This is a genomic window from Lacticaseibacillus camelliae DSM 22697 = JCM 13995, from assembly GCF_001311195.1.
In the GTDB taxonomy this organism is placed as follows: Bacteria; Bacillota; Bacilli; order Lactobacillales; family Lactobacillaceae; genus Lacticaseibacillus; species Lacticaseibacillus camelliae.
The window spans coordinates 1-21652 of record NZ_BBAJ01000017.1; the positions used below are offsets into that span (position 1 = coordinate 1).

Below are 21652 nucleotides of genomic sequence, written 5' to 3' on the forward strand. Positions count from 1 at the left end.
TAAATAAAGCGACCGGCCCTGGTGACAGCGGTTGGGATAGCAGGCAGGGGCAACCCTGCAATAAAAGCCACCAGGGTTACACCTGGTGGCAGGGGACACCATTTCGCAAGGGATGGTGCCCTTTGCGTGTTCTCAGCGTCATGGCGCATTGCCGGGTTGGCAAATAGCCATTCAATGGTAGAATAAAGACCGACTAGAAACGGGGGCACAGCAATGAAAATCCTGGCAATGGACACGTCCAATCGCGCGATGAGCGTCGCAGTGATGGTGGACGGCGAACTGCTGGCGGAATCGACGTTAAACCATAAGAAGACGCACAGCGAGCAACTCCTGCCGACCATCGACCGGTTGATGACCGTCAGCGGTCTTGAACCGGCTGACCTTGATCGCGTCGTTGTGGCAGACGGGCCAGGCTCATATACCGGGGTGCGAATCGCCGTGACCACCGCTAAAACGTTGGCCGACACCCTTAAGTTGGCACTGGTGGGCGTCTCCAGTCTCGCGGTGATGGCGGCTGGCGTGACATGGACCACCAACTTGATCGTCCCGGTGATGGACGCGCGGCGGCAGAACGTGTTTGCCGGCGTTTACCAGTGGCTGAACGGCGAGTTGATCAATGTGGTCGAGGATCGGCATCTGGCACTGGCTGAGCTGCTTCAGGAGCTCAAGCTGCTGCGCCAGCCCAGCACTTTTGTCGGCAGTGACGTGGCCAAGTTTGCCGACCCGATCAAGGCGACACTTGGGGCATCGGCACATTTTGTCGATTCACTTTCAAACCTGCCGCAAGCGGGGCGGTTAGCGCTGCTTGGTGCTAACAAGTCGCCGGTCGACGTGACCAGTTTTGTGCCGCGGTACCTGCGGCTCACCGAGGCGGAGACTAATTGGCTCAAGACGCATGACGATAAGGGGCACGCACCTTATGTTCAGAAAGTTTAAGCAGTGGTTCGACCACGAACCGCCAGTTGAGCTGGCTTTTCCCCCGCAAACGATGCGGGTGGGTGAACAGACCTATCAGCTCCGGCGGATGACCAACGACGACATCGACGCGGCCTTAGCCATGGAAAAAGCGATTTATCATGACACGCCATGGGACCGTATCGCCTTCATCTCTGAGCTGCGTAAAACGCAACGGTCACTTTATTTAGTGTTGTTTGATGACGACGTGATGGTGGCATTTATCGGCTGCTGGTTTGGCAAAGACGAGGCGCATGTCACCAACATTGCGGTTGCGCCAGCTTACCAGGGCCAGGGAATCGGCGAGCGGCTGATGCAGTTGATGATTGATAAGGCGTATGATCTGGGCCCCAGTGAGATCACCCTTGAGGTGCGAACCGATAACACGGTGGCCAAGCACCTTTATCACAAGCTGGGGTTCCAGGATGGCGAGATTCGACACGGGTATTACGTCAGCACGCACGCCGACGCAATGGATATGCGTAAACCCTTGGACTAGAAAGGACATGACATGACGAAGCGCGAATTGATCCTATCATTTGAAAGCAGCTGCGATGAGACTTCGGTGGCAGTGATCGAGGACGGCACCAAGATCCTCAGCAACATCATTGCCACGCAAATCAACTCGCACAAGCGCTTCGGCGGCGTCGTGCCCGAGGTGGCCAGCCGCCATCACGTTGAGCAGATCACAGACTGCATCGATTTGGCGCTGAGTCAGGCCAAGGTCGATTATCCCGACTTGACTGCGGTAGCGGTGACTTACGGCCCGGGCCTGGTGGGCTCGCTGTTGATTGGGGTCACTGCGGCAAAGACCGTGGCATATGCCCACCATCTGCCACTGGTCCCGGTCAATCACATGGCTGGCCACATTTATGCGGCCCGGTTCGTCAAGCCGCTGCACTACCCGCTGCTGGCGCTCATGGTGTCCGGAGGGCACACGGAGCTGGTGATGGTCAAAGGCCCTGGTGAGTTTAGCATCATCGGCGAAACGCGGGATGATGCGGCCGGTGAAGCATACGATAAAATCGGCCGCGTGCTTGGCATCACTTATCCGGCCGGCAAGGAAGTTGATCGCCTAGCTCACCTCGGTAAGGATACGTTCCATTTTCCCCGTGCAATGGATGGGGAAGACAACTTGGACTTTTCCTTCAGCGGGTTGAAGTCGGCGTTCATCAACACTGTGCACCATGCCGACCAACTCGGCCAGCAGCTGAGTCGCGAGGATTTGGCCGCCAGCTTTCAGGCGGCGGTCGTCGACGTGTTGGTCGATAAAACGGTGCAGGCGCTGCGCCAGCACCCGGTCGATCAGTTAGTGGTCGCCGGTGGGGTCGCGGCCAACCAGGGCCTGCGCGAGGCCATGACGGCGCGGCTGGCGAAGGAGTTTCCCAACATTGACGTCATCATTCCGCCAGTGCGCCTGACCGGCGATAACGCGGCCATGATTGGCGCGGCCGCTCACATTGAGCTGGCCAAGCACCACTTTGCCGACGAGACGCTAAACGCCGTGCCGAACCTGAACTTTCAGCACGCTTAAAGGTGACCAATCATCGATAAGACCATGTTGCCGCCGGAGGAGTGTCTCGGGCAGCAAGGTGGTTTTTATTTGGCTCACCGCCACAGATCGATCGCCGAAAAGATCAGTAAAGCCCCGACAATCAGGTTAATGCCGTGAAAGTGGTGGTGGTAGAAGCGGTTGATCAGCTGGCCGCCCAGCGTCCAGGTCAGCGTGCCTAAAGCCCCCAGCGCGACCATCAAGGCCCAGCGCAGGGGAATCGCCGATAGTGCTCCGGTCAGGCTGAAGGCCCCCAGCCCGGTGATAAAGTACAGGTAGCATTTGATGTTGGTGAATTGAAGCAGCAGCCCAGTGGTGAAACTGGCCGTGCTGGCGCTGTTGTCGTCGGGGCGACTGATCATGACGTGATAGGCCAAGTAGACGAGATAGGCCGAGCCGATTACTTTCATTGCGGTGATAAAGGTCGGGGCACGCTGAAGCCAGCCGGCAAACAGCCCGGCGGCGATGCCGATCACGCCCATCCCGACCGCCATGCCGAGGTTTAAGCGTAGGCTGCGCGCAAAGCCGCGAGTTTGCCCCGAGACCATCGCCATGATGGTATTGGGTCCTGGGGTGAAGGACATAATTAAGAGAAACGAGAGAAAAGCGAGCATAGGCGCCTCCAAATATAGTTGCAGATGCAATGGGATAATGATGTCAAGCTTACTCGTTTCTAATTGCAAATACAATCAGTTGTCAGTTTCATTTGACGAGTCAGGCCGGTATACTTAAGGGGGAGGCGAGCCGATGTTTGATGTGATTCGAGAGATTGGGGCCATCACGCGCCTGATTCAAACCAAAAGCAACGCTGAGTTTCGAGGGTTGGGCCTAGGCAACAACGCGTTTATTTACGTCATTCGCGCCTGTGAGCAACCCGGTATGTTCATGGGTGAGCTGGCCGATTCGGTCCAAATCGACCGCACGACCGCCTTTCGCACAATCAAGAAAATGGTCGCGACCGGTTGGTTTGAGCTAAAAGCCGACGCGACTGATCAAAGACTGCGCCGGGTTTATCCAACCAAGAAAGCCAAGGCGGTTTATCCGCGCCTGCACGCCTTCGAACAGGCGCAGTCGGATTACCTGCTCAGCGGTTTGACGCCAAGGGAGCAAACGCGGCTGACCGCGCTGGTCAAAAAGCTAAAGGTCGAAGAACTTTAGCCAATAAAAAAATCACCGATTACTCGGTGATCGAAGCCCGCCGCAAAATGTCGGGCCTTTTTCTCGTTTTAGTCCTGCATGTCCTCCAGCTTGAGGCTGGCTTCCTCCCAAGCATCTTCTGCCTGCTGGGAGGCTTTTTGCTTCTCGTCTAATTGCGCTTGCAGCTTTTGCATTTTGACGTAATCGCTCAGGGCCTCCGGGGCTGCCATGGCGGTTTGAATCTGTTCGGCCTGTTTAGCCAGATCATCAATTTGCTGTTCCAGCTTTTCAACTTCTCGCTGCACCTTGCGCAGGTCGCGCTGGTTCTGCTTACTTTGCTGGTAGTCGACGGCCGCGGCATTGGTGGGTTTCGTTTCAGGCTGTTCGCCTTTGGCCTCTGCCAACTTCTGCTGGTAGTAATCCCAGTTGCCCAGGTACAGGTCGGAGCCGTCAGGGGTGATGGCCACAATGCTGGTCGCTAGTTCGTTGATGAAGTACCGGTCATGCGAAACGAACAGCACGGTGCCGTCAAAATCGGCTAGTGCGTCTTCCAGGACCTCCTTGGAGTTGATATCCAGGTGATTGGTCGGCTCGTCAAGAATCAGAAAATTGTCATGCCGCAGTGCGAGTTTGGTGAGCTCAAGCCGCGCCTTTTGCCCGCCGGACAAGTCGCCGACGCGTTTTTCAATGTCTTCGGCGTCAAAGAGGAAGGCGGCCAGCGCGGAGCGAACGTTTTGCTCGGTCATGGTCGGATGTTCATCCCAGATTTCGGCGATGACGGTTTTGTCCCAGTGCAGCTGGTGTTGATCCTGATCGTAGTACCCAGTTTCAACGTTCGTGCCGAATCGGGCCTCACCCGCCAAAAAGGGAATCTGGCCGAGAATGCTTTTCAGCAGGGTCGACTTGCCGACGCCATTCGGGCCGATCACCGCGATGCGATCGTGCTTGTTGACCTGAAAATCGATGGGGCCGGCCATTGGTGTGGCCTGTTCGTAGCCGATGGTGGCGTGCTGGACTTTCAGCACCTCGTTGCCGCTGGTTTTTTCCGCAGAGAAGTGAAAGTGGACCTTTTTCTCGGCACCACTTGGCCGCGGCAGGCGAACCATTTTCTCCAGTTGCTTGCGCCGCGCCTGTGCCTGCTTCGTGGAGGAGGCACGCACGATGTTTTTGTCCACAAAGTCCTGCAGCTTGGCGATTTCTTCCTGCTGCTTGTTGTAGGCCTTCCAAGCAAGTGCGTTATTTTCCGCCTTGCGCTTCAGGTAGCCGGAATAGTTGGTTGTGTAGTGCACCGCCATGGACGGCGTCAGCTCATAGATTTCGGTCACCACGTGATCCAGGAAGTACTGGTCGTGGCTGACGGTCAGGATCGCGCCGGTGTAGCCTTTAAGGTAACCTTCAAGCCAGCCCAGCGTATCGATGTCCAAGTGGTTGGTTGGCTCGTCGAGGATCAGCAGATCATGCTTTTCCAGCAGCAGTTTGGCCAGGGCCAGGCGGGCGCGCTCGCCGCCGGATAGGGTAGCGACCTTCATGTCCCAGGTGTTTTCCGGAATTGAAGCCGTGCAGAATGCCGCGGATCTCGGCGCGGTAGCCGTAGCCGTTTTGTTCCTGGAAATCATGCTGCAGCTGATCATACTGCTTCATGGTTTGGTCGAATGCCACTTGGTCCTTGGCCAGCGCCGGGTCCGCAATCTGGGCTTCAAGTGCGTGCATCCGCTTTTCCATTGCAATCAGTGGGGCGAACACCGTCAGTAATTCGTCAAAAATGCCGCGTTCGGAATCCAGCCCAGAGTCCTGAGCTTGGTACCCGATTGAAATGTCGTGGGCCAGGGTGACCTGGCCGTAATCCGGCGGATTAAGGCCGGCGAGGATCTCCAGCAAGGTCGTTTTGCCGATGCCGTTGGGGCCCACCAGGCCAATGCGGGCACCGGTCTGGACCTCTAAATTAATCCCCGTAAATAGGTCGCTGCCGTTAAATGTCCGGCCAACGCCTTGGGCTTGCATGATGATCATGGTGATTTCTCCTTACTTTGCCCACTTTGGGCGCGAATCGTCTGCTCCCAGTTTACCATACCCAAAACTGCGTATATGTGAAAAAGGTGAGCAGGGTGAGGTCATTGGGCTTGCTTTCATTGCATAAAGCGATTACTATCGAAACATAAGTATGCCGGGCTTTTCACAAATGCGCCCGGCGTGAACAGAGACGGAGGAGACTTATGGCTGAAACAATGATCCCAAAAGCGACGGCAAAACGTTTGCCGTTGTATTACCGCTACCTTAACTTCTTGGCGAACTCTGGGACGACCAAGATCAGCTCCACTGAGTTGAGCGAGGCGGTCAAAGTCGATTCAGCGACGATTCGCCGTGACTTTTCCTACTTTGGTGCCCTTGGCAAGCGGGGGTACGGGTACGATGTGATGGATCTGCTCAAGTTCTTCAAGAAGATTCTCAACCAGGATCGCTTGACCAACGTTGCGCTGGTCGGGGTTGGTAACTTGGGCCACGCGCTGCTCAATTACAACTTCCGGCAGGCAAACAATATCCGCATCTCTGCCGGCTTCGATGTCAATCCGGACCTTGCCGGCACCATTCAAAGCGGGGTGCCGATTTACCCGATGACCGACCTGATCGATCAGCTCCGGCAGCAGCAGATTGAAATCGTGATTCTGACGGTGCCAACTGACGCGGCCCAAGGCATCACTGATGACCTCGTGAAAGCGGGCATCAAAGGCATCATGAACTTCACGCCGCTGCGGATCTCGGTGCCAGCCTATGTTCGCGTGCAAAATGTGGACCTGGCCACTGAGCTCCAGACCTTGATCTACTTCTTGGACCACTACGGCCCGACGCTGAAGGATACCGAAGAAGACGAAGACTGAAAAAAACAGGCGTGCCCCTTCTCGTAGTGAGAAGTGGCACGCCTGTTTTGCGTTAAAGATCCGGGTTGTAAATCACGTAGTTTTGCGCGGCCGGATCATCCCAATTAAATTCTGAATTGGCCCGGTTTTCCCGGACATTTTGGTTGCTGATTGGTGTGGTCGAAAGTCCCAGTGCGGTGCGCAGACGATCTGAGATGCGCTGCAGCTCCTTGGTGGATGGAATCTGGTAAGACGCCGGGCCAGGATAAACCATGGCGTCGTGGCCCTTGAGCGTGGTCGACTTGATGGTCTTGGCGGCGCCGCGATAATTTTGCACCAAGGCCAGCATGTCGGCGAATGACAGGTTCGTTTGCATGTTGCTCGAGACGGTCTTCAAAAGCTGGTCGAAGTTCTTCAGCGTGTCGGTCGACAGGGCTTTTTTTGACAATGGCTTTGATCACTTGCTGCTGGCGTTTTTGCCGGCCGTAGTCGCCTTCCGAATCCGCGTGGCGCATGCGTGCGTATGCTAAGGCCTCGGCACCATTGAGGTGCATTTTGCCTTTGGTGAACTTGTAAGTGCCCACGTGTGGGTCGCTCCAGGAAAAGGCGACGTTCACGTCAACGCCGCCGACCGCGTCGACGACTTTTTCCAAGGCGCCCATATTGACGGTGAGGTAGTACTTGATGGGCACATTAACTAGCGCGGAGGCGGTGTTGACGGCCATTTTTGATCCGCCAATTTCGTAGGCGGCGTTGATCTTTTGCATGTTGAAACTCTTGGTGCCGATCATCTTCGCCGCCGTGTCACGGGGCAGGGACACCATGTTGGTCGTTTGGGTCTTGGGGTTGATCACGACCACGATCATCGTGTCCGAGCGGCCGGTGTCGTTGCGGCCGAATGCGCCAGTGTCAGTGCCGAGCAGCAGCACGGCAAACGGCTTTTTCTGCTGAATGGTCTTGGCAACAGTGCCGGCGCTGCCGTCTTCGGTGCCGATGCCCTGGTAAGTCGAGTTCAGGGCGTATTTGGTCTGGGAGTACAAGCGCAAGCCGTAAGCGCCGAGCGCCACCAGCGCGGTGGTCACAATCAGGAGCATGATTTTCAGGATGGGGCGGTGAGGGTGCAGATTCTGCCGACGATTGACACGACTGTCCATGGTAGTCCTCGTTTCATGTGTTTGCTTCAGTATACCGCGTTCACGCCTGTCATTCCGAACGCCGGCAGACCTTAAACGAGGTTTAAATTCCTAGTCAATTCCAAATGGCATAACCGAGCGTGAGGGCAAGCACGCCAATGTGGGCGATCAGCGGGGTTTGTACGCTGCCGGTTTGCTTGTATAAGTAGGCGTAAGCAATGCCGACCAGCGTGCCGGTCAGCCAGTGGCTGGGGTCGGTTGCTAAGGCAAACAGCAGCCCCGAGATCAGTGCAGCACCGAACACACCGGTGACACTGGCCAAGTTGCCAAATATGACCCGCCGAAACGCGTATTCTTGAAGCAGTGGCAGCGCCCAGACCAAGGCCAGCGCGTAAAGTGGGACGCTGTGCAAGGCGGTTGTTTCCTGTGCCAGGGTCGGAGCTGGTGCATAGAACAACAGGGACTCCAGCCAGGTGCCAATGAGCTGAATAACCAGGATGATGGCGATTCCGGACACGCCCCAGATCACGCGGGTCTCGGCGCTGGCCAGCCCGGTTGTTTCAATGGCGGTTGGCAGCCGCAGCCGGCGGTTGAACCACCAGGCAAGCAGCGCGCCGGCGACGGCCAAGGCGGTCGTGCCCCACAGGCCAGCTTCTCCGGGCCAAATGTGCAAGATGAGCAGGCTGCCCAGCAGGACGGCTAGATAGGTGCTGAGAATCTGCACCGCGTGTTTTTGCAACGACATGAAAGGACCTCCTTGAGAATTATGGGCCTAGTATAACAGAATTAGCACTTAGGGGTTGCAATTGCTAAACTGATTCGGTATAGTATCTAGTGTAGTTAGCACTTAGGACGAATGAGTGCTAAACATTTAAACTTTGTGAATATGGAGGGATCGTTTTGTTAAAACCATTAGGTGACCGCGTGGTCGTTTCAGTTGAGGAAGAGCAAGAGGAAACTGTTGGCGGCATCGTACTTGCCAACAACGCCAAGCAAAAGCCGCAACAGGGCACTATCGTGGCAGTTGGCGAAGGCGCACTGAGCCCAGAAGGCAAGCGCCTGCCGATGGCCGTCAAGAAAGGCGACAAGATCCTGTACGACAAGTACGCCGGGTCTGAAGTCAAGGTCAACGGCGAAGATTACCTGGTCCTGCACGAAAAGGACATCATGGCAATTGTCGACTAGTTTGGCTCATCGCAATTCCTGCATTAACTATATAAATAATATGAGGTGAAATAAACACATGGCTAAAGAAATTAAGTTTGGTGAAGACGCACGTCGTTCCATGTTGAAAGGTGTCGACAAGCTGGCTGACACCGTTAAGACAACGCTGGGGCCAAAAGGCCGGAATGTTGTTTTGGACAAGTCCTACGGCGCTCCTGAAATCACGAATGATGGTGTGACGATTGCCAAGAGCATTGACTTGGAAGATCACTACGAGAACATGGGTGCAAAGTTGGTTGCCGAAGTTGCGACCAAGACCAACGACATCGCCGGTGATGGGACCACCACTGCGACGGTTTTGGCTCAGAGCATTATTCGCGAAGGCATGAAGAACGTCACTGCCGGCGCTAACCCGGTTGGCATTCGCAAAGGGATCGAGGAAGCGACCAACGCCGCCGTTGATGAATTGAAGAAGATCTCTCACAAAGTTTCCGGCAAGAAGGAAATCGCGCAGGTTGCTTCCGTTTCTTCCTCCGATACTGAAGTCGGCGATCTGATTGCCGACGCAATGGAAAAGGTTGGTCACGATGGTGTCATCACGCTTGAAGAAGGCAAAGGCATTCAGACCGAGCTCTCCGTTGTTGAAGGGATGCAGTTCGATCGTGGCTACCTGTCTCAGTACATGGTGACCGACAATGACAAGATGGAAGCCGATCTCGACAATCCATACATTCTGATCACCGACAAGAAGATTTCAAACATTCAGGACATCCTGCCACTGCTTCAGGAAATTGTTCAGCAAGGTAAGGCGCTTCTGATCATCGCCGATGACGTGGATGGCGAGGCACTGCCGACCTTAGTTCTGAACAAGATTCGTGGGACCTTCAACGTGGTTGCGGTTAAGGCGCCTGGCTTCGGCGATCGTCGCAAGGCCCAACTGGAAGACATCGCGGCTTTGACCGGCGCGACGGTTATCACCTCCGACCTTGGCCTGGACCTGAAGGACACCAAGATCGATCAACTCGGCCAAGCTGGCAAAGTCACGGTCACCAAGGACAACACTACAATTGTTGAAGGTGCCGGCGATAAGGCAGCAATCGACGAGCGTGTGGCAACGATTCGCAAGCAGATCGAAGAGACGACTTCCGACTTTGACAAGGAGAAGCTGCAGGAGCGGTTGGCTAAGTTGGCCGGCGGCGTTGCCGTTATCCGTGTCGGTGCCGCAACTGAGACCGAGCTGAAAGAGCGCAAGTATCGCATCGAAGACGCTTTGAACGCGACCCGTGCGGCCGTTGACGAAGGCTACGTGGCCGGCGGTGGTGTTGCTTTGGTCAACGCTTCCAAAGCGGTTGCTGCCCTCAAAGAGTCCGGCGACGTTCAGACCGGGATCAACATCGTTCTGCGGGCCCTTGAAGAGCCTGTTCGCCAGATCGCGGCTAACGCCGGTCTGGAAGGCTCCGTCATTGTTGAGCGCCTGAAGAAGGAAAAGACCGGCTTCGGCTTCAATGCTGCGACTGGCGAATGGGAAGACTTGGCTAAGGCCGGCATCATCGACCCAACTAAGGTTACCCGTTCCGCGCTGCAAAATGCGGCGTCTGTTGCTGCTTTGATGTTGACGACTGAAGCCGTTGTGGCTGACAAGCCGGAACCAAAGGAAGCAGCTCCTGCGCAGGGCAACCCTAACGCCGGCATGGGCGGCATGATGTAATTTTACCTCCAACCAATTTGAAGGCGGGGGCTCGCAATGAGCGAGTTCCCGCCTTTTCTTTTTTTCACCGGGGCACAGACCCCAATAATCGTTGACGGGTATGCTATATTTAAGTTAGAAGAAAAGGAGCTGATGCGTTGTGAAACTGATTGAGAACCCGATCCGCCTGAACTTCAGCCTGCACAAATCGCTGCCTTACACCATGCGTTACCTGTATGGGAAAAGTAATGTGAAGACCTTCCGGCTTTACACGTTAGGCTCGGTGCACGTGTACTCGATCGATGCTTTTGATCGGATGGACATTGTGATGACGCACGAGCATCGCAATATTAAACAGGATGAGATCGATTTTGTGCTCAAGGCGCTGCTGCCAGGCGACGATCCCGCAACACTGAAGATTTCTCACACCGCCAAGGACCGCATTGAAGGCGATTTGCACAAAAAGATCCGCGTGAAGGACCTGGTGATCATTGAAAAGTCGCTTAAATAGTCTTCCTACCCGCCGAGGCCGCTCGGCGGGCTTTTTTAGCCAAGCGGCAAGACCCGGCACACGTACCCCGTCGCCAAGTCCTTAGCCGCTGGCCGGGCGGCCGATTAAGTTGTTTGCCCAGGTGAGCGGCCAATGATCACGGCGGCAGTGACGGCTAATAAATGTTAAAATACAAGGTAGTTTTCAACTAAAAGGAGTCCCGTCATGGCGAAAGCAGCAAGTGTTACCCCGATGATGCAGCAGTACCAAAAAAATCAAAGACCAGTACCCGGATGCGTTCCTGTTTTACCGCATCGGGGATTTTTACGAGCTGTTCAACGACGATGCTATCAAGGGGTCCCAACTGCTCGAGCTGACGCTGACGGCACGCAGCAAGAACGCAGACAATCCGATCCCAATGTGTGGGGTGCCGCACCATGCCGCCCAGTCGTACATCGATATTCTGGTCGACCACGGCTACAAGGTCGCAATTTGTGAGCAGATGGAGGATCCGAAAAAGGCCGTTGGCATGGTCAAGCGGGCCGTCATTCAACTCGTGACGCCTGGCACCAAGATGGACGTCAAAATCGGTGAGGCCAAGTCAAACAACTACCTGGCTGCCGTCGTGCCAGCCAAGGGCAAATATGGCCTGGCATACGCGGACCTGTCGACCGGCGAGTTCAAGGTGACGACACTGAACAACCGCTTCACCTTGCAAAACGAACTCGGCGCGTTGGGCAGCCGCGAAATCGTGGTGCCGGACGGGCTGAGCAAGGACGACAAGAAACTACTCGGCCAGGGCGAGCGGCTGCTCAGCCGCGCGGATGCGGTTGTGTCGGCCGAGGCAAGCTACGTCAGCCAGGATTTGACCGATCCGCTGCAGGTCCAGGTCGTGTCCATGCTGATGCAGTACCTGCTGACGACGCAGAAGCGCAGCCTGGCGCACATTCAAAAAGCCGTGGCGTACGCGCCAGCTGAGTATTTGGAAATGGATCAGGATGCCCGTACCAACTTGGACATCATCAAGAATTCTCGCACCGGCCGCAAGGGGGACACCCTGTTGGCCGTGCTTGACCACACCAAAACCGCAATGGGCGGGCGGCTGCTGAAGCAGTGGCTCGACCGGCCGCTGTTGGACCTAGCAGCGATCTCCACCCGGCAAAATCAGGTGCAGACGCTGCTGGATCACTACTTTGAGCGTTCGGAGCTGCAGGACCGCCTGACCAAGGTGTATGACCTGGAGCGTCTGGCGGGCCGCGTGGCGTTCGGCACGGTCAATGGCCGCGACTTGATTCAGCTGCAAACCTCGCTGGACCAGGTGCCGACGATTCAAGAGATCTTGACGAAGTTGGACGACGGGAGTTTCACTCAGCTGCTGAAGTCCCTGGATCCGGTGCAGGATGTGGCCGGCTTGATCCGTCGCGCCATTGAGCCGGATCCACCGATTTCGATCACCGATGGCGGTGTGATTATGCGCGGCTACGATAAGCAGCTGGACGAGTACCGCGACGCCCAGGCGAACTCAAAGCAGTGGATCGCCGACCTGGAAACTTCCGAGCGGGAAAAGACCGGCATTCACAACCTGCGCATTCGCTACAACAAGGTGTTTGGCTACTACATCGAGGTCACCAACAGCAACCTCGACAAGGTGCCGGAAGATCGCTACGAGCGCAAGCAGACCCTGACCAACGCGGAGCGCTTCACCACGCCTGAGCTCAAAGCCAAGGAAAGCACGATCCTCGAGGCCGAGGAACGCGCGACCGGGCTTGAGTACGACTTGTTCCAGAAGATCCGCGATCAAGTCAAACAAGAGATTGCCCGGCTGCAGAAGCTAGCGGCGCAAATCGCCGGGCTTGACGTGCTGCAAAGCTTCGCCGTGGTCGCCGAGGACAACCATTATGTGCGGCCAACGATGCACGCTGGTAGCCACGACCTGACGATCCACGGCGGCAGGCACCCGGTCGTCGAGCAAGTGCTCGGCGAGGCCAAGTATATTCCCAACGACGTGATCATGGATTCCAAGACCGATATTCTGCTGATCACCGGACCCAACATGTCAGGGAAAAGTACCTACATGCGGCAGTTGGCGCTGACCGTCATCATGGCTCAAGCCGGCTCGTTTGTCCCTGCCGATGACGCGGACCTGCCCATTTTTGATCAGATCTTCACGCGCATTGGCGCGGCAGACGACCTGGCCAACGGGCAAAGTACCTTCATGGTCGAAATGCTCGAGCCAACGCGGCGCTGAGCCACGCGACTGCCTCCAGCCTGATCTTGTTTGATGAGATTGGCCGTGGGACCGCGACTTATGACGGCATGGCGCTGGCGCAGGCCATCATCGAGTACCTGCACGATCACGTGCACGCCAAGACGCTGTTTTCCACCCATTATCATGAGCTGACGGCGCTGGCAGACAGCTTGGACAAACTGGAAAACGTCCATGTCGGGGCGGTCGAGGAAAATGGCAACCTGGTTTTCCTGCACAAAATGATGCCGGGACCGGCGGACAAGTCTTACGGGATCCACGTTGCCAAACTCGCCGGCCTGCCGAGCTCGCTGCTTGATCGAGCGGACAAGATCTTGACGCACCTGGAAGACACGGCGCCGGATCACGCGGCCCAGCCGGCCGCCAAGCCCGCCGAGGAGGAGGCCCAGCTGAGTCTGTTCCCGACTGAGCCGGTCAAGCCCAAGGCGAATCCGGTGCTGAAAAAGCTGGAAAAATTTGATTTGATGGCGGCCACGCCGATGGACGCTATGAACCTGTTGTACGACCTGCAAAAGCAATTAAAGAAGAAGTGAGCGTATGCCTAAAATTCATCAGCTTTCAACGGCGCTGAGCAATCAGATCTCCGCTGGGGAAGTGATCGAGCGGCCGGCCTCGGTCGTGAAGGAGCTCGTCGAAAACTCGATCGATGCCGGCGCGACCCAAGTGGACGTGACCGTTGAGGAGGCGGGCCTGAAAACCATCAAAGTTGTCGATAACGGTGGCGGGATCGAGCCCGATGACGTGCCGACGCTTTTTTGCGCCATGCCACGTCTAAAATTGCCAGCACGCGCGACTTGTTTAACGTGCACAGTCTGGGCTTTCGCGGTGAGGCGCTGGCGTCGATCGCGGCGGTTGCCGATGTGACGTTGGCCACAGCCACGACGGCCGGGCTTGGCACCATCGCCCACATCAAGGGGAGCAAGATGCTGGACCAGCACTCTGAGGGCCTGCGCAAGGGCACGCAGATCACCGTCAACGACTTGTTTTACAACACGCCGGCGCGGCTGAAGTACGTGCAGTCGCAGAACACCGAGCTCAATCACATTTTGGACATCATCGACCGGCTGGCGCTGGGCCACCCTGAGATTGCTTTTTCGCTGAAAAATAAGGACCGGGTCGTGATCAAAACGGCCGGTACCAATGATCTGCAGCAGACCATTGCTGGTATTTATTCCGTGCCGGTGGCCAAGAGCATGCTGGACTTCCAAGGCGAGGACAACGATTTTCGCGTTCACGGCTACACCAGTTTGCCGGATACCACGCGTTCCTCGCGCAATTACATCAGTCTGATGATCAACGGGCGCTACATCAAGAATTACCAGCTGATGAAGGCGTTTATTGCCGGCTACGGCTCGAAGCTCATGGTCGGCCGTTATCCGCTGGCCGTGATCGCCGTGGAAATGGATCCGCTGCTGGTCGACGTCAACGTGCACCCGACGAAGCAGGAGGTGCGCCTGAGCAAGGAGGACCAGCTCGGCGCGCTGCTCACGGAAACGATTCGGGAGCGTCTCGGCCGGGAAAATCTGATTCCGGATGCCTTGCACAATCTGCGCCAGCACAAGCCAGTGGACATGGACCAGCTGACCATCGCGCTGAACCAGGCCTCCCGTTCGATGCCTGATGCGCCAAGTATGGTCGGTGAACAGCAGACGCCGACGTCCTCGCAAGGTTACGGGACCGTTGAGCCGGCTGGCCGAGAATTTGTCGATGAGCCTGCTGAAGACACCGGTTTGGCCATCACCGATTTAGACGACCAGCCGATTTTTGACGAACCCGACCGCTTGGCCGAATGGGACAAAAAGTACCGCCACCCGGTCGCTGCAGAGACCTCGGCCCGGCCGACGCTGGTGGCAGAACCGAAACCCAAAGAGCGGTTTCCAAGCGAGCTGCGCTATCTGGCCCAGGTGCACGGCACCTATTTGCTGGCCGAGGCGCCGGACGGTCTGTACATGCTGGACCAGCACGCGGCCCAAGAGCGTGTGAACTACGAGCGGCTGCGGCGTGAGATCGGTGAGGTCAGCGCGGATGAGCAGGCACTGTTGGTGCCGATCACGCTGGACTACCCGGCGAGCGACGCCGTGGCGATTCGCGACAAGCGTGACGTACTCGAAGGGGTCGGCATTTTTCTTGAAGATTTTGGTCAGAACACCTTTGTCGTTCGTCAGCACCCGACTTGGTTCAAGAAGGGCGAAGAAGAGCAAACGATTCGCGCCATCATCGACTGGGTGCTTGACGAAGGGCACGTGACGGTTGCCTCGTTCCGCGAGAAAACGGCGATCATGATGAGCTGCAAGCAAGCCATCAAGGCGAACCACCACATTGACCGCCCGCAAGCGGAGGCACTGTTGAAAAACCTTGCACAGTGCGAAAATCCCTTTAACTGCCCCCACGCCGGCGACACTGGTTCATTTTTCCAACACTGACTTGGAGAAAATGTTCAAGCGCATTCAGGATAGCCACCAGAGCTTCGGCGGTGCGAAATGATTATTCTAGCAAGCAGCTCGCCTCGCCGGCAGGAGCTGCTGAAGCGAGTGGTCCCAGCTTTTTCAGTGGCACCGGCGCAAATTGATGAGCGCGCGTTGCCAGTACTGCCTCCGCGGGCGTATGTGCAGCGGCTGGCAATGGCGAAGTGTGGCACTGTCGCTCAGCGGCACCCCGGGGCAACGGTCATTGCCGCTGATACCATGGTGGCGTTCAAGGGTCAGTTGCTCGGCAAACCACAGACGGCCGAGGCCGCGGCGAAGATGCTCGCCCAGCTTTCCGGGCAGACGCACCAGGTCCACACCGGTATGTGCGTGTGCTGGCCGGACAAAACGGCCCGGCAGGTCGTGGTGACCACTGAGGTGACCTTTTGGCCGCTGACTGAGCGTGAGATTGCGGATTATGTCGCGACTGGTGAGCCGCTGGACAAGGCCGGCGGTTATGGCATTCAGGGTCAGGGCGCACTACTGGTCAAGGAAATTAAAGGCGATTACTATAACGTTGTTGGCCTGCCGATCAGCACGCTGGCGCGCATGCTAAAGTCAAAATGATAAGTCGACGTGGTTGTCGGCTTATTTTTTTTGCTTTCGGCGAGCCTCCGCTGATGCGTTTTGCGTCGCAGCTCAGCAATGACGACACAGTGGGAACTTCGCAGTTGATGGTTCTCCCTGCGCTTCAAAACGGCGCGGTGCACTGGGCGATTGCGTAATCTTTCAGATGAGGTGATTGAGGCGGGGGTTTCGGTCAGCCTGCAAATCATCTACCCTGACGCGTTAATGTTGCTGAATGTGCCGGCTATACTCTTTATCCATCCAGTTGGCGGCTGCTGGGCCCACCGCCGGTTCAGAAAATGATCGCGGGCCATTGTGCGCGGCATGTTGGCTTTCTTGGCGTCGGGAGAGTAGACGCTTCACCGTGGTTAACGGTAGCTGACGGGCGACTCGCGCTGACGGTTGTAGTTCCTGACGGCGCTATGGCGGATGCAAACGGCTTCACAGTCGAGATGCCTTTTTCGCCTCACAAGCGGAGATGGGGTGCTTTTGACAGACGAAAAGGAGGTGGTGCTCACCTCTGCACCGATAGCGGCCAGGGAGGAAGTGCTTGTGACGATTGTCACTCGTCCTGGCGGCGCAGGCAGAGGGGGTCAATAGGGTTATGCAAGTGGTCTTGACGCGAGCTGCAACTCAAAAATCTGTCGTGGACGCGGATACCGCGATCGTTGATTGAGAGCAGGCAGTGGTCCCTGCATTAAGTATCCAATCGGTTAAAGTTCAAGGGGGAGCGTAAATGAAAAAAAGCAACATGGTTTCTTGGCACGATTGGGGCGGCATTGATCGCCAGTGGTGCCCCAATGACAATCAAGGCGGCCAACATCGGGCCTGGAGAATCGACGACCAGTAATCTGACGACTGCAGGGAAAGGTTTTGAATTGACCGCTGACGGGCAAACGGCAGAAGCAAATAGTGTAGCGCAGTTTGAGATTACGCCGGGAACGCTGTCACTGAAAGCAGTACCAAATCTTCGCTTTAAGCCGGGCAAGGTTGCAGATTTGATCAAGGCAGACACGCCGTTGGCATTGGCAGGTGGCGACGTTGCCTCGAATAACCAAGGTTACGACGGAAACCCTGAGAAACTGATTCAGGTGATCGACTATCGCGGCACAAATGCCGGCTGGACGCTAACTGCAAAGCTGGGTGACTTCTCTGGCGCAGCCACCCTGAAGGCAGCAAGCCTCACATTAACCGGTGCCGTGGCGGCGGACAACTACGCCGCTGATCTTGGTGAAGGCAACTTTGCCACTGAGGCGAGCGCGATTCTTGACCCGACTAACGGCTACGGTGCGGGCGCGACCAAAGCAACGGTCAATGATGCAAAACTGGTACTGAAAAAAGATTCTAAGGCAGTCGCAGGCGATTACCAAGCCCAAATTGTCTGGACACTAGCAGCCACCCCGGGTGCTACCTCACCATCTGATGACGGCAATTCGGATTCTGGCAGCGACACCCAAGCTGAACTTGGCCTGACATTTTTTTATTCACTGTAGTGGCTGTATCGATATAAGCACGTCGAACTGGGGCAGACCTGCTGAGTTAGTCCCAGTTTTTCGGTAGGAGGGATTGTAATGCGGCAATGGTGGTGGGTGCTGATAGTCGTTTGGCTCATTGCGCCAAGTCGCTCAGTGCTGGCCGAGGGAGCGGGGTTTACGGTGACGCCCGAGCTGCCAGCCAACCAGCTTGGTGGGAATACCGGGTGGTTCAATTTGTTAGTCAAACCAGGGCAGAAGCAGGATTTAACGGTCGCGGTCGGGAATCAGGCCAATCAAGCCAAAAAGCTGGAACTATCGCTCACTAATGCTTTCACGCAGGACAATGGCCAGGTGGGCTACGAGCCCAATCAAGACAAGGATGAGTCTGCAGAAGTTCAACTGACCGCGATTGGGTCCAAACCGATCAGAATCGATTTGGCCGCCCACCAAGGTCGCAAAGTCACGTTTCAGGTTACCCCACCGGCAAACGGGTTTGCCGGGCAGGTTCTCGGTGCAATATACGTGCGAGAGTTGACTGAATCTGACGCGGCGTCGGCGAGTGGGTTTGCGGTGACCAATCGGTTTTCGATGGTCGTGGCGGTCCAGCTTCAGACCAGTGAGAAATTAGCCCCTCCAGTGCTGCATTTGGTGAGCGTCAAAGCCAAGCCCGAAAGTGTGCAGGCCACCATTCAAAATGCGGCGCCGCGCTTATTTGGCCAATTAAAGTTACAGACAGAAGTGATTCCAGCTGGTAAGACCAAACCGGTGCTTCAACAACTGACCACCAATTATGCAATGGCGCCGAACTCGGCCTTTCACTATCAAATCGCGCCGCCAAAGGGGCTTGAGCCTGGCGAGTATCAACTGGTGATCGCTGCGACGGCCGGCGCATACAAGTGGCGCTTCACCCGTGCCTTCTCGCTTAAAAAGCCAATGTCTGCCAAGCCGGGCACTTTGTCTGCGCAAAAAAGTACTGACTTGTGGCCGTGGTTATGGGTGCTGGCCTTCGGCGTGGTGGTTGGGGGTCTGATTGGGTGGTGGCGCGGCCGCCGCTCTCGGAGGTGAAAGAAATGCGCAAGTGGTTTATCGCAAGTGCTCTGGTGTTGCTAGTCGCCGTTGCGGTGCGTGGGGCTCAGCTGTCCCAAGCTGCAGTAACTCAGCAAAGTGTGGCGACGTTTGCCCTGAAGGGTGCGCCTGGCCCGGTGCCGCTGCCGGCTGCACCGATGGAACAGCCACCGCGCCCAACCCTAACCATCACTGATCGATCATCGTCGTCACCCGCCACTGGTGAGACAGAGCCTCTCCGCTTGACGGTGGCGGGCTTGCTGCTGGTGGTGGGACTTGGCCTTTACGTCTTTTGGCGAAAGACGCAGGCGAAGCGAGCGCTGGCCTCCGCGGCGCAGTGACTATGGGCGATGCGCGGTTCCGGTCCGAAGTCAAAAAAACGCGACTCACCGAAAGAAACGGTGGGTCGTGTTTTACGTTGGTCATGGGTCAGCGGTGAAAGAGGTGCAGCAGCCAGTGGGCACCGAACACCAGGCTCATGCTGTATACCGCAATGGTGATCGGCTTGCCAAGGATGATGACCCAGGCGAAAAACTTGAACTTCATGTGGGTCAGGCCGGCAATCAGGCACAGGACATCATCCGGGGCAACTGGTGCGACGATTGCAATGGCGAAAAACGTGTCGAACTTCTGCTGATTTTTCGCGTAGGCCATGTACTTGTCGAAGACTTTTTCCGACACAATGTGCAAAATGAAGGGCTTACCGTAGTTGCGGGCCAGAAAGAAATTGATGAAGGACCCAATCACGATGCCAATATAGTTGTACAGAAACCCTTGCCATGGTCCAAACAAGATGACGCCGGCGGCAGTGCTGACGCCTCCGGGGATAATGGGGATGACCACTTGGACGACCTGAATCAGGATGAAAATCAGCGGTCCAATCAGCCCGGTGGAGTTGATGTAGGCATGAAGGCTGGCCAAATCGTGGAACACCCCGATGCGATACCAGTAGATCGTGACAAACACGATTGCCACCACTGAGCACAGCGCAGTGAGGTTGATTAATCGTCTTGAGGTTGTCTCGCTCGTCTTCCCCACCTCCTAAACTTTCTGTCATCGTCATTTTAACAGCCTGAGTATTGATTGGGTACTCGCGTGGGGCTGACAAGCCATCAGACCTCGGACGGAGGCCGCCGTCACGGCGTTTGCCAGCAGCGAACAATTTCGTCACCAGCGCCCAACCAGGGCTTGCGCAATATGGTAAACTAGAATGACATCAAAACTAGCAAGTGAGGACAATATGTACGAATATATGAACGGAATCATCGCCGCGACCGAGCCGGGCTATGTGGTCCTCGACGTGAACGGCATCGGCTACCGTCTGCTGATGGGAAATCCCTACGCCTACACGCCGGGCCAGAAGGCGAAGATCTGGGTGCAGCACATCATTCGCGACAATGACCAGGCGCTTTACGGGTTCGAGTCGGAAGAGGCGAAACGCACGTTTAACCAGCTGCTGACCGTCACCGGGATCGGCCCCAAATCAGCGCTGGCCATTTTGGCCAATACGGACACCAACGGCCTCGGCCAAGCGGTGTCAAGCGGCGATGTCAGTTACCTGACCAAGTTTCCCGGCATCGGTAAAAAAACGGCCCAGCAGATCATCTTAGATCTGAAGGGCAAGCTGGCCTTGACTGCGCAGCCTGCACCGGCCAAGGCGCCGGATGTTGCCCCAGAATTGCTGATGCCTTGGCAGCACTGGTTGCACTTGGGTACCAAGAAAAGGCCGTGAACAAGTTGGCCGACAAGCTGGCGGCCAGCGGTGAAACCACGACCGATGGTTACCTGCGCCGCGGTTTGCAACTGTTGAGTTAACGAGGAGAGAGGAGGGACAACGTGGCTGACGATAGGATCGTGTCTAAGGACGCAGATAGTCAAGACGATGCGGTTGAGCGCAGCCTGCGTCCGCATCAGTTGAGCGACTACATCGGCCAAACGGCGGTGAAGTCGCAGCTGGAAGTGTACATAAAGGCGGCGCTCAAACGCGAGGAAGCCATGGATCACGTCCTGCTGTACGGGCCCCCTGGTTTAGGGAAAACGACGCTGGCGCTGGTGATTGCCAACGAGTTGGGGGTGCATATTCGGACGACCTCAGGCCCAGCAATCGAAAAGCCCGGCGATCTGGTGGCGCTGCTCAACGAGCTTCAGCCCGGCGATGTGCTGTTCATCGATGAGATTCACCGCTTACCAAAAATTGTCGAAGAGATGCTTTACTCGGCGATGGAGGACTTTTACATCGACATTGTCGTTGGCGAAGGCCCAACCGCTCACCCCGTTCATTTTCCGCTGCCGCCGTTCACGCTGATCGGTGCCACGACGCGGGCAGGGATGCTGTCGGCGCCGCTGCGCGACCGCTTCGGCATCACGGAGCACATGGCCTACTACAACGAGGACGAGCTTAAGCAAATCGTGCTGCGGTCGGCCGGCATTTTTAACATGGCCGTGCCGGACAGCGCAGCGCTCGAAGTGGCAAGGCGGTCTCGCGGCACGCCGCGGATCGCCAACCGGCTGCTGCGGCGGATTCGGGATTTTGCCGAAGTTGAGGGGACCGAGCTATCTGTTCGGCTCGTTGATCACGCGCTGGATCAGTTGCAGGTCGATGACCGCGGGCTGGATGCGATTGACCGCAAACTCCTCATGATGATGATCCGCGATTACGATGGCGGGCCTGTTGGGCTGAACACCATCGCGGCGAATATCGGCGAAGAAACCGCGACGATCGAAGAAATGTACGAACCGTACCTGCTTCAGATCGGGTACCTCAAGCGCACGCCGCGTGGTCGAATGGTCACCCGCGCCGGGTATCAGCACCTGAACATTCCGTTCACAGAACACTAAGGAG

The 21652-nt window shown here is 56.5% G+C and carries 16 protein-coding genes and 5 pseudogenes; 16 read left to right on the plus strand and 5 right to left on the minus strand.

What is annotated here, in order from left to right; all coding sequences use genetic code 11:
* The first annotated feature begins 213 nt into the window (after window positions 1-213).
* Genes tsaB through tsaD form a run of 3 tightly spaced genes read left to right on the plus strand, consistent with a single transcriptional unit; the run spans window position 214 to window position 2488 of the window.
* Entirely contained in the window at window positions 214-936 is a 723-nt protein-coding gene (tsaB, locus tag JCM13995_RS04700; protein ID WP_054663006.1) for a tRNA (adenosine(37)-N6)-threonylcarbamoyltransferase complex dimerization subunit type 1 TsaB, read from the plus strand.
* Entirely contained in the window at window positions 920-1453 is a 534-nt protein-coding gene (rimI, locus tag JCM13995_RS04705; RefSeq protein WP_054663009.1) for a ribosomal protein S18-alanine N-acetyltransferase, read from the plus strand. Before tsaB ends, rimI begins: the two co-directional genes overlap by 17 nt.
* 12 nt (window positions 1454-1465) lie before the next feature.
* Window positions 1466-2488, plus strand: a complete 1023-nt coding sequence (gene tsaD, locus JCM13995_RS04710; protein WP_054663012.1) for a tRNA (adenosine(37)-N6)-threonylcarbamoyltransferase complex transferase subunit TsaD — start codon at window positions 1466-1468, stop codon at window positions 2486-2488.
* 74 nt (window positions 2489-2562) lie between these two features.
* On the opposite strand, the gene JCM13995_RS04715 is transcribed toward tsaD, so the two are convergent.
* Window positions 2563-3120 carry a LysE family transporter gene (locus JCM13995_RS04715; RefSeq protein ID WP_054663014.1) on the minus strand — a complete coding sequence of 186 codons (558 nt, stop codon included), beginning with the start codon at window positions 3118-3120 and terminating at the stop codon, window positions 2563-2565.
* A gap of 133 nt (window positions 3121-3253) precedes the next feature.
* On the opposite strand from JCM13995_RS04715, the gene JCM13995_RS04720 reads away from it, so the two are divergent.
* A complete protein-coding gene (locus JCM13995_RS04720; protein ID WP_054663017.1) occupies window positions 3254-3664 on the plus strand; it encodes a MarR family winged helix-turn-helix transcriptional regulator in 411 nt (136 codons plus the stop codon).
* Between the two features lie 68 nt (window positions 3665-3732).
* Here JCM13995_RS04720 and JCM13995_RS04725 read toward each other — a convergent pair.
* A pseudogene (locus tag JCM13995_RS04725) lies at window positions 3733-5653 on the minus strand (ABC-F family ATP-binding cassette domain-containing protein).
* A 203-nt stretch (window positions 5654-5856) separates the two neighbouring features.
* On the opposite strand from JCM13995_RS04725, the gene JCM13995_RS04730 reads away from it, so the two are divergent.
* The gene (locus JCM13995_RS04730; protein ID WP_054663020.1) at window positions 5857-6519 is read left to right on the plus strand and encodes a redox-sensing transcriptional repressor Rex; all 663 of its coding nucleotides are present in this window, start codon (window positions 5857-5859) and stop codon (window positions 6517-6519) included.
* 52 nt (window positions 6520-6571) lie between these two features.
* Here JCM13995_RS04730 and JCM13995_RS04735 read toward each other — a convergent pair.
* Window positions 6572-7652, minus strand: a pseudogene (locus tag JCM13995_RS04735) (LCP family protein).
* Window positions 7653-7746: 94 nt separating this feature from the next.
* Window positions 7747-8376: a CPBP family intramembrane glutamic endopeptidase gene (locus JCM13995_RS04740; RefSeq protein ID WP_054663023.1), complete on the minus strand. Its 630-nt coding sequence runs from the start codon at window positions 8374-8376 to the stop codon at window positions 7747-7749.
* Between the two features lie 155 nt (window positions 8377-8531).
* Here JCM13995_RS04740 and groES point away from each other — a divergent pair, with 155 nt between their 5' ends.
* The 9 genes and pseudogenes from groES (at window position 8532) to JCM13995_RS04785 (ending at window position 19151) form a co-directional block, all read left to right on the plus strand.
* Window positions 8532-8816 carry a co-chaperone GroES gene (gene groES, locus JCM13995_RS04745; protein WP_054663026.1) on the plus strand — a complete coding sequence of 95 codons (285 nt, stop codon included), beginning with the start codon at window positions 8532-8534 and terminating at the stop codon, window positions 8814-8816.
* A gap of 58 nt (window positions 8817-8874) precedes the next feature.
* Window positions 8875-10503 (plus strand): chaperonin GroEL, encoded by a 1629-nt coding sequence (gene groL, locus JCM13995_RS04750; protein ID WP_054663029.1) that lies wholly within the window; start codon window positions 8875-8877, stop codon window positions 10501-10503.
* Between the two features lie 139 nt (window positions 10504-10642).
* Complete coding sequence (locus JCM13995_RS04755) at window positions 10643-10993, plus strand: DUF1827 family protein (RefSeq protein WP_054663032.1); 351 nt, start codon at window positions 10643-10645, stop codon at window positions 10991-10993.
* A 204-nt stretch (window positions 10994-11197) separates the two neighbouring features.
* A pseudogene (gene mutS / locus JCM13995_RS04760) lies at window positions 11198-13771 on the plus strand (DNA mismatch repair protein MutS).
* A gap of 4 nt (window positions 13772-13775) precedes the next feature.
* Window positions 13776-15722, plus strand: a pseudogene (mutL, locus tag JCM13995_RS04765) (DNA mismatch repair endonuclease MutL).
* Complete coding sequence (locus tag JCM13995_RS04770; RefSeq protein ID WP_054663035.1) at window positions 15719-16270, plus strand: Maf family protein; 552 nt, start codon at window positions 15719-15721, stop codon at window positions 16268-16270. Before mutL ends, JCM13995_RS04770 begins: the two are co-directional and overlap by 4 nt.
* A gap of 779 nt (window positions 16271-17049) precedes the next feature.
* Window positions 17050-17763, plus strand: coding sequence for a WxL domain-containing protein (locus JCM13995_RS04775; RefSeq protein ID WP_162230908.1), 714 nt, complete (start codon window positions 17050-17052; stop codon window positions 17761-17763).
* Between the two features lie 78 nt (window positions 17764-17841).
* The gene (locus JCM13995_RS04780) at window positions 17842-18810 is read left to right on the plus strand and encodes a WxLIP family cell surface protein (RefSeq protein ID WP_054663041.1); all 969 of its coding nucleotides are present in this window, start codon (window positions 17842-17844) and stop codon (window positions 18808-18810) included.
* Between the two features lie 5 nt (window positions 18811-18815).
* Window positions 18816-19151: an LPXTG cell wall anchor domain-containing protein gene (locus tag JCM13995_RS04785; RefSeq protein WP_056989446.1), complete on the plus strand. Its 336-nt coding sequence runs from the start codon at window positions 18816-18818 to the stop codon at window positions 19149-19151.
* Between the two features lie 88 nt (window positions 19152-19239).
* Here JCM13995_RS04785 and JCM13995_RS04790 read toward each other — a convergent pair whose 3' ends face one another.
* Window positions 19240-19848 carry a TVP38/TMEM64 family protein gene (locus JCM13995_RS04790; protein WP_054663047.1) on the minus strand — a complete coding sequence of 203 codons (609 nt, stop codon included), beginning with the start codon at window positions 19846-19848 and terminating at the stop codon, window positions 19240-19242.
* 202 nt (window positions 19849-20050) lie between these two features.
* On the opposite strand from JCM13995_RS04790, the pseudogene ruvA reads away from it, so the two are divergent.
* Both ruvA and ruvB read left to right on the plus strand, forming a co-directional pair.
* Window positions 20051-20625, plus strand: a pseudogene (ruvA, locus tag JCM13995_RS04795) (Holliday junction branch migration protein RuvA).
* Window positions 20626-20646: 21 nt separating this feature from the next.
* Window positions 20647-21648 (plus strand): Holliday junction branch migration DNA helicase RuvB, encoded by a 1002-nt coding sequence (ruvB, locus tag JCM13995_RS04800; RefSeq protein ID WP_054663050.1) that lies wholly within the window; start codon window positions 20647-20649, stop codon window positions 21646-21648.
* The last annotated feature ends 4 nt before the right edge of the window (window positions 21649-21652 follow it).

Excerpts from the sequence above, each read along its gene's own strand:
- tsaB (WP_054663006.1), top strand. The coding sequence starts at position 214 with ATGAAAATCCTGGCAATGGACACGTCCAATCGCGCGATGAGCGTCGCA.
- rimI (WP_054663009.1), top strand. The coding sequence starts at position 920 with ATGTTCAGAAAGTTTAAGCAGTGGTTCGACCACGAACCGCCAGTTGAG.
- tsaD (WP_054663012.1), top strand. The coding sequence starts at position 1,466 with ATGACGAAGCGCGAATTGATCCTATCATTTGAAAGCAGCTGCGATGAG.
- JCM13995_RS04715 (WP_054663014.1), bottom strand. The coding sequence starts at position 3,120 with ATGCTCGCTTTTCTCTCGTTTCTCTTAATTATGTCCTTCACCCCAGGA.
- JCM13995_RS04720 (WP_054663017.1), top strand. The coding sequence starts at position 3,254 with ATGTTTGATGTGATTCGAGAGATTGGGGCCATCACGCGCCTGATTCAA.
- JCM13995_RS04730 (WP_054663020.1), top strand. The coding sequence starts at position 5,857 with ATGGCTGAAACAATGATCCCAAAAGCGACGGCAAAACGTTTGCCGTTG.
- JCM13995_RS04740 (WP_054663023.1), bottom strand. The coding sequence starts at position 8,376 with ATGTCGTTGCAAAAACACGCGGTGCAGATTCTCAGCACCTATCTAGCC.
- groL (WP_054663029.1), top strand. The coding sequence starts at position 8,875 with ATGGCTAAAGAAATTAAGTTTGGTGAAGACGCACGTCGTTCCATGTTG.
- JCM13995_RS04770 (WP_054663035.1), top strand. The coding sequence starts at position 15,719 with ATGATTATTCTAGCAAGCAGCTCGCCTCGCCGGCAGGAGCTGCTGAAG.
- JCM13995_RS04780 (WP_054663041.1), top strand. The coding sequence starts at position 17,842 with ATGCGGCAATGGTGGTGGGTGCTGATAGTCGTTTGGCTCATTGCGCCA.
- JCM13995_RS04785 (WP_056989446.1), top strand. The coding sequence starts at position 18,816 with ATGCGCAAGTGGTTTATCGCAAGTGCTCTGGTGTTGCTAGTCGCCGTT.